This is a genomic window from Fuerstiella marisgermanici (genome assembly GCF_001983935.1).
Classification (GTDB): domain Bacteria; phylum Planctomycetota; class Planctomycetia; order Planctomycetales; family Planctomycetaceae; genus Fuerstiella; species Fuerstiella marisgermanici.
The window spans coordinates 800,517-818,347 of the sequence record NZ_CP017641.1; the positions used below are offsets into that span (position 1 = coordinate 800,517).

Genomic DNA, 17,831 nt, shown 5'->3' on the forward strand with positions numbered 1-17,831 from the left:
CTGCTTGTTATGCTGTCCATTCGCGCCTTGCGTTATGGCTCTTTGAAAACAGGCAGTCTCGTGTACACGTTCGACTATCTCTTCTTTATCCGGCCCTGTACGGCACCTCGAGGCGACTGGAAACTAATTCGGAAGCAGCCATACCAGCTTCTGCCGATTGAAGTTCCGTTTGACCTGTGTGGAAACCGTCTGCAGCCCGCCGCTGAACTGTTCGCCGAAGGCGAAATCGACGCCGCGCTTAAGTTTGTGCGAATGGTCGCTGTGGCTGAGGCGACTCAACCATGCCAATTGTGGCCGCTACATCTGGTGGCCGTCATGCTGCTGCTGGAATGCGGCCGCTCCGATGATGCGTGGAACCAGTTGCAACAAGCCTTAGCCGTTCGCAACGAAACGGAATCACCGGTTGGTCGCTCTGACGCGCAGCAGTCGATTGCGCCCCGGGAATGGTTGGTGATGGCGACTGCGGCGCTTGCGGTGAATGACTTTGAAGGTGCCGAACGCTATGCGTCTGAATGCGTGGCGATTTTCGATCAGCGTCCGTCGGTGGCTGGCTGCGAACTACTAAGCGATTGCCGAGCCGACGCGATGACGGTGTTTGCCGCTATCCGTCTTTCACAGCACAAAATTCGAGAAGCAGAAATGCTGCTGCAACTCGCGCATGACGCTTACACGCAGGTCGGCGATATGCAGCAGCTTGCCGTCACATTGGTTCTATTGGCCGATGTGGAGCAGCTTTCAGGCAGCCCGGTTTCTGCCAGCTATCTATTGTCTGAGGCCGATCAGCTTCTGGCGGAAGAGTGCGACACCTCGCGGCATTTCCGGATCCATGTCATTCGCGAAGCGATCGCCTCAAGGCGGCTGCGGAGAGGTTCATCACTCGCCCGGCATAACTCTCTCTGCCTTAACTAACAGACTTTGCCGGCAGGAAGATAGCGACCACCTGACCGACAGCAAATGTCGTTATCGATCCGATAAACGCCAGCCACGGCCATGCGATATTCCAGTCGTAACTCGGCAACACGAACTGGATCGCCAGCAGCGTGGCGAGACCAAACCCAGCCCCGATCAGAGCCGACGCCTGTCCGGCTCGTGTTGTAAGAACGCCCAGCGAAAACACGCCCAGCAGCAGTCCGGCCGAATAGCCAGCGATGGTCAGCGCGCTTCTTACCACGGTCGCATCCAGATTGATGGCCCACATGCCGATGCCTACTTGAATCAACCCGAACGCCACTGTCAGGCCTCGCGTTGAGTTCAGCTGGGTGCGTGGTCCGGGCGGTTGCTTGAACGTCGGCAGGCAGAAGTCGTTCCAGAATGCGGACGCCGACGCGTTGAGTGAACTGGAAAGAGTCGACATTGCGGCCGACAAAATTGCAGCCAGCATCAGGCCAATCAGTCCCGTGTTTTTCGGAAAGTGATGCACAATGAAATCAGCGAACACCTGATCCGCTTCGCCTGGAGCAACATTGCCGGATTGAGAATAAAAGCACGCCAATTCGACGCCGATAAACAGGAACAGAGCAAACTGAAACAGCACCACCAGCGAACTCAGGAACACGGCTCGCCCGGCTTCCCGTTCGCTGCGAGCACTCAGGTAGCGTTGCACCATCATGTGGTCGGTTCCGTGAGTTCCGATCGTCAGAAACGCTCCGCCAATCAGTCCGGCCCAGATGTTGTACGGATCGGAAAGCGTGAATTGGAATTCGAAAATTCGATCCTTGCCGGTGGCCTGAGCGAATTCACTTAGTTCCGTCCATCCGCCGGGAATGTTGTTCGCAATGATAAAGACGGACGCTGCTCCGCCGAGCATGTAGATCACAAACTGAATGCAGTCGTTCCACACGACGGATCTTAGCCCGCCGAATACGGTGTAGATGATCGTGATGATTCCCATCACCAGCACACACACTTCAAAGGGCCAGCCGAGTAGCGTGTGAACGACCAGTCCGGCCAGAAACAGCCGCAATCCGTCGCCCAGGTTTCTAGTCACCAAAAACAGCAGCGACGCCGCGATTCTTGTGGCGCCGCCAAATCGTTTTTCCAACACCTGATAGGCGGTGAAAAGCTTGCCCTGAAAGTACAACGGCAGAAACACGCGGACAACAATGCCTCGGCCCAACACGTAGCCCATTGCGATTTGAATCCACCGCATGCCTACTTCGCCGTAGGCTGCTCCTGGAATGCTAAGAACGGTGGCCGTGCTGGTTTCTGTTGCGACAATCGATCCCAAAATCGCCCACCAGGGCAGAGATCGGCCGCCCAGAAGATAGGATTCTGCGTCGTTGTTTTTTCGTCCAGACCAAAACCCGATCACGATCGCTGCCAGCAGCAGCGAGATCATGACGGCAGCGTCGATGTTTCCAAGATTTGCAATCACAGGACAGGCACTTGTTGCGATAGAAGGTATTGCGGTGCAGGAAAAACGGAGTCGGCGAGTTGTAATCGGTCGGCCCGTAAACCGATACTCCACCGTCTGAATTGCAGCGTGCGGTTGCAAAGCTTACCGTCTGAATTGCAGCGTGCGGTTGCAAAGCTTCGAGCACCGTGCGATTTTCTAAACCACGGAAGACACAGAATACACGGAAGTCGACCCCGTCATCTTTCCGCGTATTCTGTGTCTTCTGTGGTTAAATTGAACTCACTTCATAAAACACCCGCTCAATGCCTGCCGCCTCGCCGAACATCGACCTCAATCGCCTGACGACCGAAGCCGTTAATCCGGCTTCCGCAAAAATCGACACGTTGTCGCCGCTGGAGATTGTGCGGCTGATGAATGCCGAGGACATGACGGTGCCTCAAGCGGTCGCTCGCGAAGAGGCGTCGATTGCGCAGGCCATCGAAGTGATCACCGAACGTATTCGAAGTGGCGGGCGACTGATTTATATCGGTGCCGGTACATCCGGTCGGCTGGGGGTTCTGGATGCGTCTGAATGTCCGCCGACGTTTAGCACACCGCCGGAGATGGTGGTGGGCCTGATTGCTGGTGGCGATTCTGCGTTGCGAAAAGCGGCCGAAGGTGTCGAAGATCACCCGGAAGCTGCCGTCGAAGATCTACAGAAAATTCAGCTTAACGAGAAGGATGTGTTGGTCGGAATTGCGGCCAGCGGTCGCACCCCGTATGTCATCGGAGGTCTGGAATTCGCACGCCGCGTCGGTGCGTTTGCGATCGGATTTTCGTGTAACGAATCTTCGCCACTCGTCGACGTTTCTGACTTGATGATCACACCGGTCGTAGGGCCCGAGATCATTACGGGGTCGACTCGCATGAAATCCGGCACAGCAACGAAGCTTGTTTTGAACATGCTCACCACGGGCACAATGGTGCAGCTTGGCAAGACGTTCGGCAACCTGATGGTCGATCTGCGTGCCAGCAATACGAAGCTGGTCGCTCGCACCCGTCGGTTGGTGATTCAGTTGACCGGTGTTTCTGAAGAACGTGCCGAAGAAGTGCTGCAGGCCTGTGACGGCGAACTGAAAACGGCTGTCGTGGTGCTGAAGAGCAACGTTGATCCGGCCGCTGCGCGAGCCATCCTTCGTGAATGCGGCCAACAGCTGCGACCGGCCATCGACGGCACAGCGGAAAGCTGTAACGCGTGACGGCTTCTCATGACAACCTGGTCATTGGAGTGGACGCGGGCGGCACGAAAACCACGGCGTGGATTGCTCCACTGGACGCGCCCCCCGGCGATGAACCAGCGTGTGCGAAGCCTCTTGCCGTGGGGGCGGCGAGTGGCGGAAACATGCGTGCCATCGGGTTTGAAGCGGCAGCCACCGCGGTGCGTGAAGCGATTGATTCCGCGTTTGCGGCGGCTGGATTGTCGGTTCAACCTGTTGCGGGATTCTGTCTTTCGGCCGCTGGAGCAGGTCGCAGCGCTGAACAGCAACAATGGCAACAGTGGGCCGAAGTGCAGCAGGTTGCGAGTCAGGTTCTGGTGACCGGCGACGCCGAACCGATTCTGGCGGCGGCCTCAGCCGACAACGTTGGCATCGCTCTGATCAGCGGGACGGGCTCACTCGCGTGGGCACGCAATTTCGCTGGCGAAATTCAACGCGCCGGCGGGTGGGGCTATCTGTTCGGGGACGAAGGCAGCGGTTACGCGATTTCAATTGCAGGCTTAAAAGCGGCCGCGCGAGCGATCGACGGTCGCGGTGAACAAACGGCACTCGTGTCCGCCTGGCTGGACCGATTGGGCGTGAGTATCGGTACCGACCTGATCGAAGCCGTTTATGGTTCGCAGTTGTCTCGCGCGGCGATCGCAGCACACGCAGACGTGGTGTTCGATGTCGCGGATGCGGGCGACGAAGTGGCCATTCAAATTACTTCCGATGCGGCGCGAGATCTGGCGGAAATGGTAAAGCGCCTGGCGCAGCGGCCCGGCTTCTTGCACGATGATTTCGCGCTCGGCATGGCTGGGGGAGTTCTTGTGAAACAGCCAAAGTTTCGAATTCAAGTGGCGGACTTAGCTGGCGTCGAACCTGGCCGCGTGAAGTTGGTTGAAGCCCCGGTTGCGGGCGCCGTTGCTCTTGCCAGAGGCTTGGCAGCAGGTTCGCGCCGATGACGGTGTTAGGCATAGGCACGGTCGTCGTCGATCACGTGGTGGAACTGTCTGGTTTTCCTGAGGCGGACACGAAGGCAGCGGCCGTTCACCATTGGCGGCAGCTTGGCGGCCCGGTCCCGGTTGCACTGTCGACGGCTGCGTTCTACGGATCGCAGTGTCATTTTCTGGGACGCTGGGCCAACGACGATCATGGTCGGCTGATTGAACGCACGCTCGTGGAACGGCAGATCGTCTTCGAACAACCGGCAGCCGAATCGCATTGGTCGACCGGGTTCGCTCACGTTTGGGGCGACACAACAACCGGGTCGCGCACGATTGCGTTTTCTCGCGGTGAATTTCCGGTGCCGGACGAAGCGGACATCGACGAGGCAGTGTTGGCAAACTGCCGCTTGCTGCATCTGGACGGCTGGGCAATCGGCGCGGCGTTGAAGGCGGCGACGATTGTCAAACGGAATGGTGGGCGAGTCGTGTTGGATGCCGGTTCGGTTAAGCCGGGGCTGAAGGATCTGTTGCCGTTGGTGGACGTGTTGATTGCTTCTGCCCTGTTTCGCAGAAGTCATTTCGGCACTGAGACTGTCGCCGCGACGGATATGCGAGGCCTTGTGCGTGGCAGCGTTATCGCGACCGATGGAGCGAACGGAGCGTCCTGGATTACACCGGACGAAATCCTTCACGAACCCGCGTTGGCGATCACGGCGGTGGATACCAACGGAGCGGGCGACATCTTCAGTGGCAGCGTTCTGCACGGACTGGATCGCAACTGGTCTCGCGGAAAGATCCTGAAATTCGCAAACCGAGTTGCGGGGCACGCTTGCACTCAGCGAGGCAACGATTCCTGGCCTGCAGATGCAGCAGATTCATGATGCGGTCGCTTCGCGTTGCTGACGCGGTGGAATCCCTGGTGTTGAGCTGCAGCGGGGTTTAGAATTTCCTGCTACGGAGCAGTCGCTCATAGCCAGCAATGGAACTTTCGATCTCACACTTCCCCTGACGAATTGTCTGCGATGATTATTCAATGCGAAGCCTGCTCGAAGAAATTGAAGGTTCCGGACTCATCTGCAGGCAAGAAAGCCAAGTGCCCCGGCTGCGGCGAAGTCATCTATATTGGTTCGCCAGCAGCGAGCCCCGATGCGGCGCCCAAAAAGCGGCGTGCGGCTGGAGGTGGCAACGCCGAAAGACGGTCTGCTGACCGGCCAACCGCCAGAAAGCGGCGGTCGCAGTCAGGTGCTGGTGAAGGCGGCGAGTCGCGTCGTCGATCGGCGTCCGGTCAGCAGGGCGCACCGCGTCGACCGAAACGGCGCCCAGCACGCCAGCGACCTGTTGAGCCCGATCCATACGATGATGACTTGTTCGACGATCTTCCGTACGGCGACGACGATGTCGTCGAGGACTACGACGAGCTCGACAATCCGTATGCTGCTCCGAAAGCGACTGGGCGAGCCAAAAAGAGATCATCTGGAAAGCGGTCTTCTGAGGGACTTCGGACCGTCGGAAAAGGCCTGATTCTTCAGGGGTCCTGTGTGATTGCGATAATCGTGCTATTTGTCCTTCTGTTGTTCGCAGTGGCGGCCACCAGAAATACACCGGCTGCCCTGACGGTGGTCAACGGCTTTCGAGTACTACTGTACATCGTGACAGCTGCGATGGTGGTGAGCGAATTCATGTGCCTGGCGGCTCCGGCTGAATCGGGCACCAAGGCGCTGATTTATGGTGCTGTTGCTGGGACCGTCCTGAGTACCGCCAATCAGATTTATACTCAGTTTTTGGGGCCGCCGCCGTTTGTTCTGCAGATCGTCGCCAGCCTGGCCGTTCTTGCGCGAGCCATCCTGTTTCCGCTGTTTCTGCGTTCGATTGCGAGTTACGCTGGGTACCACAATCATGCGAAGAGTGCGTTGACTATCATCATCGGGTTGCCAACGAGTGCGGTACTGGTTTTCGCGGTCGCCCTGGCAATGCCTGGCTTGAGGGGGGCTGGAGCCATTTTTGCCATGATGGCGGTGCTATTGCTTCTGGCGGCCAGTGTCGCCATGTTAGTCTTCGCGGTAATGTACGTATTCCTGCTGTTTCGCTTGGGGCGAGACCTTCGACGGTAGAAGAATCTCTCAAACCTGTTGCCGAATTTTGTGACTCAAATGGTCGCTATGGATTTCGGCGGCGGTTCAGGTCCGAACGCAGCGTGGCCATGCCGATAGTCTGCGAAGGCAATCGCACGTAACATGACGGCCGGAAATACGCAGATAAATTTGGCGCAGGATGCACACGCCCACGAACTCAAAAAAACAAATCACACTAAGCCAAGCGTCGATCACAGACAGCCTGCGACCAACTAAGCTAGCGAGAACCGGAATCACATCATGGCAACGATAATTCAGTGCCCCAACTGTTCAAAAAAACTGAAGGTTGGCGATATCGCTCCCGGCAAAAAGGTCCGCTGCCCAGCCTGCAAAGAGCCTTTCGTTCCTGTTGCCGCTGGAACTAAGCCAGCCGCCGCTAAACCGGCTGCAGCTGCTGCCGCGCCCAGTGCAAAGGCAGCGGCACCGAAGGCAGAAACAGCGAAGCCGACCGCTAAGAAGGCGGCACCTCAGGCAAAAGCAAAGCCGAAGGCAAAACCGGCAGCCAAGCCGAAACCCAAACGCAAGCCAGCCCCGGTGACAGACGACTACGTCGATTTCGGCGACGACGAAATGTACGACGACGATGGATATGGGGACGACGGCTACGACGATGATGGCTTCGATGACGGCGGCGGATTTGATGAGGCCCCTCGTCGGCCCAAATCGTCGAAAGGTGGCGGTAAAGGCGGCAAGGCGTCGGCGAAGAAAGGAAAAGGAAAGGCGAAGTCTGGAGAAAAATCTAAAGCACCGCTGTTTATCGGACTCGGCGTTTTAGCTGTGGCACTAATCGGTGGTGGTGTGTTCTTTCTGATGCAGGGCGGAGGTGACACGGCCACCGCGTCCGCCGACATGCCCGGTGACAGTGCTATGGGCATGGACGATATGGGCATGAACGACGCGGCTGGCATGGCGTTGTCTCCGGACTTGGGTCACGGGGCACAGGATTCAGGCGGCGGCGCGAATGCCGAACCGTCTGGGCACGATGCCGGTGGCGCAGCCGGCGGTATGACGGCAGCGGTGGCCGACAACGGAAATACTTCGGCGGCTGGCGCGAACCCTGTGGCATCGACTTTTGGGGCGCCGGGAAGCACGGCATCGGCTGGCGGGATGGATACCGGCGGCACGGCCCCGAACGCGTTGCCACCCGTTTCCGGCACGCTGCCACCAATCGGAACACAAGACAGTGTTGTCAGTACTCAATGGCTGCCGGCAGGCTCCGAGGTTGTTGGCCAGTTAGACATTGGCAAACTGCTGGCCGGGCCGCTAGGCCAGCTCTTGCAAAACCCTTTGGTCGCTCCGCAGATTCAGGAACTTCAAGCTAAGGCCGGGTTCAGCCCAACCGACATTTCGTCAGTGACGATCGGCGTCGGCGGGATTTCGGGAGTCATCAAAAGTGGACAGAAGCCAACTCCGGATGCTTTCCCGGCGACCGTCGTTATTCGTGCCACAAAAAATGTGGAAGCGTCACAGCTTGTCGAACTGATTCCGAAGGCGGAGATGGCCACGGACGGATCGGTTTCTTACGTCCGAATTCCAGAACAACCGCCGGTTGCTATCTGGCTTCCCGATTCGACCACAGCGGTGATGGGAGCGGAGAGTGTCGTGCTAAAAGTGGCAGGCGATTCGGCGTCACTAAGTGGATTCGACACGGCGCTATTGGACGGCAGTTCGACCATCCAGTTTGCCTTTTCTCCGTCAGACCCGGACGCGATTTTTCGGCATCCCAAGGCTAAGCTTCCGCCTCAGGTACGAGCTCAGGGGCAGACGACTCCGAAAGCATTTGAGATGATTGACACGTTTCTAAAGCACGCACGAGGTGCTTCAATCGGGTTGAACCTGACCAATGACCTTGGCGTCACAATGGGCGTGCGATCCATGGATGCTGCGGGAGCTCAGGCGTATTCAGCAGCAGCTCAGGCGGCTCAGGAAGAAAGCAAGGCTCAACCAGCTCAGCAGGTGCCGCCCATGATGGCTCCGTTTATGGCATTGGGCCAGAAGATGACGGATTCCTTCAAGCTGGAAACAGCGGGCGACCTGACCCGGACATCCATGAACGCAGAAGGCGGCGGCCAGCAGCTCGCGGCGTTTGCTCCGATGGTGATACCGTTTGTTATGCAGGCCCAGCAGGCGGCTCAAAGAGCGGCTGCTCAGGCGGCGAGTCGAATGCCGCAGCCAGTCAACAATATGAAAGAAATCGCACTGGCGATGCACAACTTTCACGACGTGTATCAACGGTTCCCGAATGCGGCTTCTGTGGACCCAACTGGAAAGAAGCTGTTAAGTTGGCGTGTCCACCTTCTGCCGTTCTTGAACCACGAAGATCTTTACAACCAGTTCAAGCTGGACGAACCGTGGGACAGCCCAGCAAACCGACCGCTGGCCGATCAAATGCCGGATGTGTATCGTCCGATGAACAAGAATGTGCCTTCGGGTAGGACCTTGTTGCAGGTGCCAGTCGGCCCTGGCACTTTGTTTGAAGGTGGGACGGGACGATCCATACGCGAATGCACGGACGGTACTTCCAACACAATTCTGTTTGTCGAAACGGCTCCTGATCGAGCCGTCTACTGGACTCAGCCCGATGATTTGGCACTCGACGCTGCCAACCCGCTTGCTGGTTTGGTCGATCCGAGTGGAAAGAATTTCGAGGCGGTCCTTGCCGATGGTTCATTGCGATCGATCGAGGCAACAACGCCGCCAGACGTGATTAAGGCACTCATGACTCGCAATGGCGGCGAAGCGGTTCCTGCCGATTTCTGATTTCACAGCAGCCGAAAGAATGAATGCACCGAAGTTCACGGGCTACAACCCGTATGCGGCGCCCGCTGTCAATGAGTTGCCTGAAAGAACTCGCGGCACTCGGTCCGTAAACTGGTTCCTGTGGGTGACGGCTGCCGTCGTCTTTGAATTTGGTTTGACAGCAACCTGTCTCTACAAAGGAATCCCCGGGCAGAAGTGTGCGATTGCGTCTGGAATAACGTTGGCGATCGCTGTTATCGTCGCCTCCCGAAAGTACTCGCGCTGGCATGCCTTGATTCTTGTTCAATCCCTGAACCTTTGCGTTTGGGGATCGATGCTGCTGACCGTTTGGCTGATGCTGCCTTCTGTCAACGGCAGCGGGCTTTCCAGTAATGACGTTGAGATTTTTGCAAAGATCTGGTGTGGAGGTGCCGTTATGGTCACGCTGCTGACACTGGTCTTCGGAATTCGGAGTGGTTCGAACGATGCACACGTCGATGCGACAACATAGCTGCAGTCTCGGGGGATGTCGATTTTATTACTGACGGATCTCGTATGGCGCGTCCATGACATCGTTTAACCCGTAGCCGCAGGCGCAGGCGTCCTTTGATCGGGGGCCATAAGTCCTTAGCTTCCGCTGCAGCACAGCCGTCCCCGGCCACGCCTGCGCCTGCGGCTATGGGTTAAACGATGGGAAGCAATGCGGTTCATAGGATGGCGCCCCCAGAAATCTGATCGTGAGGAGGTCGTTTTCGTGAGGGAAGACACCGTCACTTATTTAATTCACGTCCCGCGAGACTGCAGCATCAGTCTTGCGTCCGCCGAATTCAATAACACGTTTCTTCATCGCAGAAGCCTCAGGACAGAATGTCGTGTCTCGGCGAGACGCGAATACGTTGTTTGACGTTTTACTCCGACACCGTTGAGGTCACCGCATGACGCTGCTGTACATGGACGACAAATTTCTGCTGCACAATACCGGTCGCCACCCCGAATGCGCGGCGCGGTTGGAGCATGTGCATGCCAGGCTGAAGGCATCAGGCCTGCTGGACGAAGTCACGCAGGTCCCGATTCATCGGGCAGCTGACGCCGATCTGCTGCGGATACATCCGGCTGAACACCTGCGGGACATTCAGCAACTTGCGGATGCGGGGGGCGGGCGAATTGAAGCAGATACCGTCGTCAGTCCGGATTCCGCAGATGTGGCGTGGTTGGCGGCAGGAACCGGTGTGGATGCTGTCACGCGAGTGATCAAAGGCGAAGACACTCAGACGCTGTGCCTGGTCAGACCGCCCGGGCATCATGCGGTGCCTGATTCTGCGATGGGTTTCTGTTTGCTAAGCAACGTCGCCATTGCGGCTCGCACGGCGGTTGAACGATTGGGGGTTAACCGAGTTCTCATTGTCGACTGGGACGTTCACCACGGCAACGGGACTCAGGACGTTTTCTACGAAGACGAACAGGTGACCTTCTTTTCGGCTCACCGCTTTCCCTTTTATCCTGGCACGGGGCGGAAGTGGGAAACCGGGCGTGGCAAAGGACTTGGAACAACCGCGAACCTGCCGCTGGAATTCGGGGTCTCTCGAAAAGACTACCTGACTGCCTTCGAAATGGCCCTGACAGCAGCGGCCGACAAGTCAAAGCCGGAACTGGTGATTATCAGTGCTGGCTTCGACGCTCATGTTCAGGATCCGGTTGGTTCTCTGGGCTTGGAAACCGAAGATTTCGAACCTCTTACGAAGCTCGTGCAGCAGGTCGCGGCGACTCACGCCAATGGGCGTTTAATCAGTATGCTGGAGGGTGGATACCATGTCGAACGATTGGCCGACTGTGTAGAATTGCACCTCAGAACCCTTCTTTCGCCGCCGGCGTAGCCGCTGCTGACCAGGCGGTCTTCATTGCCAGTGCATGCTGGATTCGCTTTGGCCTTTCTTGAGCCAACAGCTCTGCGAATTCATGCTTTTTCCTGCTTTTTTGCTTCTCAGTGGCGGGATTCAAGCGGCTCAATTGCCTGTTTTAACGGGACGGATTGATTGTTTCCGCTTGAGGACTCTACAATCCGCCGCCGTGCGGGCGATTTATGTCGCTTGACGCTACAGAGTTAGACGCATTGCAGCCGACGATCGTTCCACAGGATCGCCGGTGTGCCGCAGGACTTCGCTAGGTGTAGGTACGAAGCACTTGCCGCAATGCACCGCAGTAATCTGCATCGAACTTTGTAGCCGGACTCGCCAAGGGTTCGGGAAAGACGTCTCAGGTTTTGGCAGCCATGAGTTCGTCAGGACGATTAGTTAAAACAAGCTGTTCACCGTCGAACCCGCGGTGGACTACACATAATTCGCGAGGACACACATGGTAGATCCAGCAGTTTTGGAGACGATTTCTGGCATTGAGACTGACGAGCTCAATGAATGGCTTGAATCTCTGGAAGACGTTCTGCATCGCTATGGCCCGGAAAAACTGGGCGAACTGCTGGTTCATCTGCAGGAACGCGCCTACCAGCGTGGCGTGAAGCTTCCATTCACCGCCAACACTCCGTACATCAACACGATTCATCACAGCGAACAGGCACGGTTTCCCGGCGATCTGGCCCTCGAACGACGCATCAAAAGCATCGTACGCTGGAACGCCATGGCAATGGTGGTTCGAGCCAACAAAAATTACGAAGGCGTTGGCGGCCACATTTCCACGTTTGCTTCGTCTGCCACGCTGTACGAAGTGGCTCAAAACCATTTCTTCCACGGCAAGACCGATGATCATCCGGGCGACATGGTCTATTTTCAGGGCCACGCGTCGCCGGGCATGTACGCTCGAGCCTATGTCGAAGGTCGACTGGACGATTCGCACCTGGAAAACTTCCGCCGCGAACTTCCCGCCGGCGTCGGACTCAGCAGTTATCCGCATCCGTGGCTGATGCCCAACTTCTGGCAGTTTCCCACCGTTTCAATGGGACTCGGCCCGATCTGTTCGATCTATCACGCCCGGTTCCTGCGGTACATGGAACATCGCGGCCTGAAGGACACGTCACCATCCCGAGTCTGGGCATTTCTGGGCGACGGCGAATGCGACGAACCGGAATCACTGGGAGCGCTGACTCTGGCGGCTCGCGAGAATCTGGACAACCTCACGTGGGTCATCAACTGCAATCTGCAGCGACTGGATGGCCCGGTCCGAGGCAACGGAAAGATCATTCAGGAACTGGAAGCCGCGTTCCGTGGTGCCGGGTGGAATGTTATTAAGGTCATCTGGGGTGGCGATTGGGATCCGCTACTGGACGACGATGTTGATGGCAAGCTTGTGAAGCGCATGGGTGAAGTCGTCGACGGGCAGTACCAGAAGTACACCGTAGAATCGGGCGAATACATTCGCAACCACTTCTTCGGAGCCGACCCGGACGTGTTGAAGATGGTCGATCATCTGTCGGATGAAGTCATGCAGAAGATTCGTCGAGGCGGCCACGACCCGGAAAAAGTTTACGCCGCTTATCACGAAGCCGTGAATCACAAAGGCGCGCCGACGGTGATTCTGGCCAAGACCGTGAAAGGGTACGGACTGGGCGAAGCCGGCGAAGGCCGCAACGTCGCTCACAACACCAAGAAAGTGAATGAGCAGGAACTGAAGAACTTCCGAACGCGATTTTCGATTCCGATCAGTGACGAGGAAGTCGACAAAGTTCCGTTTTACAAGCCAGCCGACGACAGCCCGGAAATGGTCTATCTGCGTCAGCAGCGTGAGAAACTGGGTGGCTATGTCCCTTCAAGGACGCCCACGGACGAACGTCTGGACATGCCCGCTCTGGATCACAAGATGTTCCAGGCGAAGGGCCTACTGCCAGGCAGCGACGGCGACGATGGTTCGACCACGGCTGCTCTTGGACAGATTCTTCGCGGTCTGGTCCGGCACAAAGGGTGTGGCGACCGAGTCGTTCCGATCATCCCCGACGAAGCTCGTACCTTCGGCATGGAAGACCTGTTCAAACAGGTTGGTATCTACAGCAGCAAAGGCCAGCTGTACGAACCGGTCGACCGCAGCACGATGCAGTACTACAAGGAAGCCAAAGACGGTCAGCTTCTGGAAGAAGGCATCAACGAAGCGGGAGCAATGAGTTCCTTTATTGCCGCCGGAGCTGCCTACGCGAATCTCGGCAAGAACATGATTCCGTTCTACGTGTACTACTCAATGTTCGGCTTTCAGCGAGTCGGCGATTTGATTTGGTGTGCGGCGGATACCCGCGTAAAGGGCTTCCTCTGCGGCGGAACTTCCGGACGCACCACTCTAAACGGCGAAGGTCTGCAGCACGAAGACGGGCATAGCCAGTTAATGGCCACAACGGTGCCGTCTTTGCGAGCGTACGATCCGGCTTACGGCTATGAACTGGCCGTAATTGTGCAGGAAGGCCTGCGACGGATGTACGCGGAAGGTGAAGAAATCTTCTATTACCTCAGCGTGTACAACGAAAACTATCCGCAGCCTGCGATGCCGGAAACGAGCGGTCTGAACGACGGCATCATCAAAGGGATGTACAAGTACAGCAGCACCGACAGCGGCCAGGGGCAGACTCACCGCCCTCAGCTGTTTGGCAGTGGACCGATCCTGCGAAGTGCGTTGGACGCTCAGCAGATGCTGGCAGACAAGTACGGCATCGGCAGCGACGTTTGGAGCGTCACCAGTTACAGCGAACTGCGTCGCGACGCGATGGCGTGTCAGCACTACAACGATTTGAATCCAGGTGAAACCGCGAAGGTCAGCTACCTGGAAAAAGTGCTTGATGGAATCAGCGGCCCGTTCATTTCGACCAGTGACAACGTGCGACTGGTGGCCGACCAGATTCGTGAATGGGTTCCCGGCGAATACATTGTCTTAGGAACCGACGGGTTTGGACGCAGCGAAACTCGACCGGAACTGCGACGACATTTCCGCATCGACGCCGAGAGCACGACTTACGCAGCGTTGCAGGGAATGTCCCGCATGGGGGCCTTCGATGCGGCAAAACTGCCGGGAGTGATTGCTGAGCTGGGTCTCGACCCGAACGCGTTGTTCCCGATTGATGCGTAGTGGTCGCCTGGCTCTGGCGAGTCAGGCAATGTGTTTCAGGGGCAGCGATCAAACAAGAACGACAAGGGCCAATGCCTCTGCCATTCACGCGACTGGCAGGCGGCATGGAACAATCGGATCGACTCGGAGAGATCGATCTACGTTACGGAAACCAACCATGACCATTGAATTCAAACTCCCGGCCGTTGCTGAAGGCATCGAATCTGTCGATATCGCAGAAATCCTCGTGGCTGTCGGAGATACGATCGAAGCCAACGCCGTGATCTGCGAAGTCGAAACCGACAAGTCGGTGGCTGAAGTCGAGTGTCCGCATGCTGGCAAAGTCACGAAGATCATGGTCTCGGTCGGGCAGTCCGTGGATGTCGGAGCCACTTTGATCGAACTCGAAGAATCTTCGGATGCCGCCGCAGAAGCTCCGGCGAAACAGCCGGAAGCTCCCAAACAGGAAGCTGCTCCAGCTGCCGAAGGACCGGAAGCAGCCGAAGCGCCAGCGGAAGATGCTGCTCCGGCGGGAGAAGCCAAAGACGTCGAATTTAAGCTGCCGGTCGTGGCTGAGGGTGTCGATTCAGTCGATATCGCGGAGGTACTGGTCAAGGTCGGTGACACGATTGAGGCCAATGCCATCATCTGCGAGGCCGAAACCGATAAGTCTGTCGCGGAGATCGAATGTCCCCACGCGGGCGAAATTAAAACCGTCCACATTTCAGCCGGACAAACGGTGAAGGTTGGCGAACCGCTGATCACCATCGCCACAACGTCCGGCGCGCCTGCGAAATCGTCTGGTCCTGCAGAAAATCCGGCTGCTCAGAAATCTGCCCCCGCCAGCTCGCAGGCCAAAACCGCCCCGCAGAAAACTCAGGCACCGCCTGCCACAGCACCGACTTCCAGCGGAGGCGTGCCAGCTCCCGCCGGGCCGGCGACTCGTCGGATGGCTCGCAAGCTTGGAGTCGACCTTCACCAGGTCAAAGGAACTGCCAACGGCGGACGCATTACCATCGAAGACATCGAAGGTTTTGTGCGTGATCGCATGAGCCAGCCGACCGGCGGCGGTGCCGGTGGTTCGATGAGCATTGGAACAGTCGCGGCGGCGCCTCTGCCGGACTTCAGCAAGTTCGGCCCAATCACCAAGCAGCCGCTTAACAAGCTGTCGCGAACGGCCGCTGCTAATCTGCACGGAGCGTGGATCACCATTCCGCACGTGACTCAGCACAATCTGGCCGACATCACGGAACTGGAAGCGGCTCGAAAACGCTACGTCAAAGACAATCCCAAGTCGCCGAAGATCACGATGACGGCCATCATGATTAAAGCTGTTGTGGGCGCGTTGCGAGCGTTCCCGAAAGTCAATTCCAGCATCGACATGGAAGCTGGCGAATTGATTCTGAAGGACTACTACAACATCGGTGTCGCCGTCGACACGCCCAACGGCCTGGTAGTCCCCGTGATCCGCAACTGCGATCAGAAAAATGTGCTTGAGGTCGCTTCCGAACTCACGCAAATGGCAATGAAGGCTCGCGATCGCAAGCTGAAGGCCGAAGACATGCAGGGAGCTTCCTTCACCATCACAAATCTGGGCGGTATCGGCGGTACTTATTTCACTCCGATCGTGAATCACCCTGAGGTCGCAATTTTGGGCATGTCTCGCGGCCAGAAAGAATTGCAGTTGGAAGACGATCAAATCGTCGAACGCCTGATGCTGCCTTTGTCTTTGTCTTACGACCATCGAGCCATCAACGGAGCCGATGCGGCTCGGTTTATTGTGAAGCTGTCGAGCAGCCTGACAAATTTTTTCGAATTGTTCTGATGTGATTCGCTAGAGCGGAGGGCGGAAAGCGGAAGGCCGAAACCGCAAACGTCGATGCCGCTGTTTCTGGTTCCGCTTTCGGCATACCGTTCTCAGCTTTCAAAATGAAACACACTCAACTGGTTGTTCTTGGTGGTGGTCCCGGTGGCTACCCAGCGGCGTTCGCAGCGGCCGATGCCGGCATGCAGGTGGTGCTCGTCGACGAAGGTAAGCAGCCCGGCGGAGTCTGCCTGAACCGAGGCTGCATTCCTTCCAAGGCACTGCTGCACGTCGCCAAACTGATCAACGAATCTCGCGAATCCAGCGAATGGGGAGTTACCTTTCAGCCGCCGGAAGTCGACCTCGACAAGCTGCGCGACTTCAAGAATGGAGTCGTTGGCAACCTGTGCGGTGGTATCGAAGGCCTGTGTAAAGCGAGAGGCGTGGAGCTAATCAAGGCGCGAGGAACCTTCAAGGATTCTTCAACGCTGGAACTGAAATCTGCCGACGGTGAAACGTCGACGCTGACGTTTGATAAAGCGATCGTGGCCATCGGTTCGATTCCAACCATGCCCGGCTTCTTCAACATTGGCGACGACCGAGTCATGGATTCCACCGGCGCGCTGGAATTGAAAGATATTCCGGGCAAGCTGCTGGTCGTCGGTGGTGGCTATATCGGTCTTGAGATGGGATCGGTGTATGCGGCCCTGGGTTCTGAAGTCACAGTGGTGGAAATGTCGTCCGGCCTGCTTCCCGGAGCTGACCGCGATTTGGTGACTCCGCTGCAGAAGGTTCTGAAGCAACAATTTGCTGCGATTCATCTGGACACTAAAGTTGCCAAGTTGACGGCCACGGATGCTGGCATAGTCGCCAGTCTGGAAGGTGAAGGCGTCAACCCCGAAATGACATTCGATCGAGTGTTGATTTCCATTGGTCGCCGCCCCAACAGTGCGAATTGCGGGTTGGAGAACACGGGCGTCAAACTCGATGAACGCGGGTTCATTGAAGTCGACCGTAACATGAGAACCGCCGATCCGAAGCTGATGGCCATCGGCGACATCGCAGGCGAGCCGATGCTGGCTCACAAAGCGACGCGCGAAGCGAAAGTGGCGGTTGAAACGCTGCTCGGCGAGCCCGTTGAATTCGATAACGTGGCCATTCCCGCCGTCGTGTTTACCGATCCGGAAATTGCCTGGTGCGGCATTACCGAAACTGAGGCCAAAGCTCAGGGCATCGAACACACAGCTCACCGTTTTCCATGGGCGGCATCCGGCAGAGCTCAAACGCTGGCTCGAACCGAAGGCGTGACGAAGCTGATTGTCGAACCGAAGCATCAGCGTGTGATCGGCGTCGGCATTTGCGGGCCAGGCGCGGGCGAAATGATTGCAGAGGCCGTGCTCGCCGTAGAAATGGGAGCGACCGCACGCGACCTTGCCGATTCCATTCACGCTCACCCGACACTTTCCGAAACCGTGATGGAAGCGGCCGAAAGTGCGATCGGCCAACCCACTCACTTCTACAAGCCGACTCGGAAAAAGGCGTGAAGTCCCGGTTTGCTGCAAGTGTCAGGCGCGGAATGGCCGA

At 57.3% G+C, this 17,831-nt stretch carries 12 protein-coding genes; 11 read left to right on the plus strand and 1 reads right to left on the minus strand.

From position 1 onward, the window contains the following. The first annotated feature begins 9 nt into the window (after nt 1-9). Complete coding sequence (locus Fuma_RS02960) at nt 10-909, plus strand: hypothetical protein (protein ID WP_077022820.1); 900 nt, start codon at nt 10-12, stop codon at nt 907-909. On the opposite strand, the gene Fuma_RS02965 is transcribed toward Fuma_RS02960, so the two are convergent. Beyond that, entirely contained in the window at nt 902-2,374 is a 1,473-nt protein-coding gene (locus Fuma_RS02965) for a sodium:solute symporter (protein ID WP_218922378.1), read from the minus strand. The two genes, Fuma_RS02960 and Fuma_RS02965, sit on opposite strands and share 8 nt — an antisense overlap. A gap of 284 nt (nt 2,375-2,658) precedes the next feature. On the opposite strand from Fuma_RS02965, the gene murQ reads away from it, so the two are divergent. The 10 genes from murQ to lpdA all read left to right on the plus strand — a co-directional run bounded on the left by murQ (nt 2,659) and on the right by lpdA (nt 17,791). Continuing rightward, nucleotides 2,659-3,594 carry an N-acetylmuramic acid 6-phosphate etherase gene (gene murQ, locus Fuma_RS02970; protein WP_077022821.1) on the plus strand — a complete coding sequence of 312 codons (936 nt, stop codon included), beginning with the start codon at nt 2,659-2,661 and terminating at the stop codon, nt 3,592-3,594. Beyond that, on the plus strand, nt 3,591-4,556 hold the full coding sequence (locus Fuma_RS02975) for an N-acetylglucosamine kinase (protein ID WP_077022822.1): 966 nt from the start codon (nt 3,591-3,593) through the stop codon (nt 4,554-4,556). Before murQ ends, Fuma_RS02975 begins: the two co-directional genes overlap by 4 nt. Further along, on the plus strand, nt 4,553-5,419 hold the full coding sequence (locus Fuma_RS02980) for a carbohydrate kinase family protein (protein ID WP_077022823.1): 867 nt from the start codon (nt 4,553-4,555) through the stop codon (nt 5,417-5,419). Before Fuma_RS02975 ends, Fuma_RS02980 begins: the two co-directional genes overlap by 4 nt. A 141-nt stretch (nt 5,420-5,560) precedes the next feature. After that, nucleotides 5,561-6,649, plus strand: coding sequence for a zinc ribbon domain-containing protein (locus Fuma_RS02985; protein ID WP_077022824.1), 1,089 nt, complete (start codon nt 5,561-5,563; stop codon nt 6,647-6,649). A gap of 261 nt (nt 6,650-6,910) precedes the next feature. Next, nucleotides 6,911-9,430: a DUF1559 family PulG-like putative transporter gene (locus Fuma_RS02990; protein WP_077022825.1), complete on the plus strand. Its 2,520-nt coding sequence runs from the start codon at nt 6,911-6,913 to the stop codon at nt 9,428-9,430. A 19-nt stretch (nt 9,431-9,449) separates the two neighbouring features. Beyond that, entirely contained in the window at nt 9,450-9,920 is a 471-nt protein-coding gene (locus tag Fuma_RS02995) for a hypothetical protein (protein WP_145943937.1), read from the plus strand. A gap of 424 nt (nt 9,921-10,344) precedes the next feature. Then, nucleotides 10,345-11,283: a histone deacetylase family protein gene (locus Fuma_RS03000; RefSeq protein WP_077022827.1), complete on the plus strand. Its 939-nt coding sequence runs from the start codon at nt 10,345-10,347 to the stop codon at nt 11,281-11,283. Between the two features lie 478 nt (nt 11,284-11,761). After that, entirely contained in the window at nt 11,762-14,464 is a 2,703-nt protein-coding gene (aceE, locus tag Fuma_RS03005; protein WP_077022828.1) for a pyruvate dehydrogenase (acetyl-transferring), homodimeric type, read from the plus strand. Nucleotides 14,465-14,621: 157 nt separating this feature from the next. Next, nucleotides 14,622-16,268, plus strand: coding sequence for a 2-oxo acid dehydrogenase subunit E2 (locus Fuma_RS03010; protein ID WP_077022829.1), 1,647 nt, complete (start codon nt 14,622-14,624; stop codon nt 16,266-16,268). Nucleotides 16,269-16,372: 104 nt separating this feature from the next. Continuing rightward, nucleotides 16,373-17,791 (plus strand): dihydrolipoyl dehydrogenase, encoded by a 1,419-nt coding sequence (lpdA, locus tag Fuma_RS03015; RefSeq protein WP_077022830.1) that lies wholly within the window; start codon nt 16,373-16,375, stop codon nt 17,789-17,791. Nucleotides 17,792-17,831: the final 40 nt, after the last annotated feature.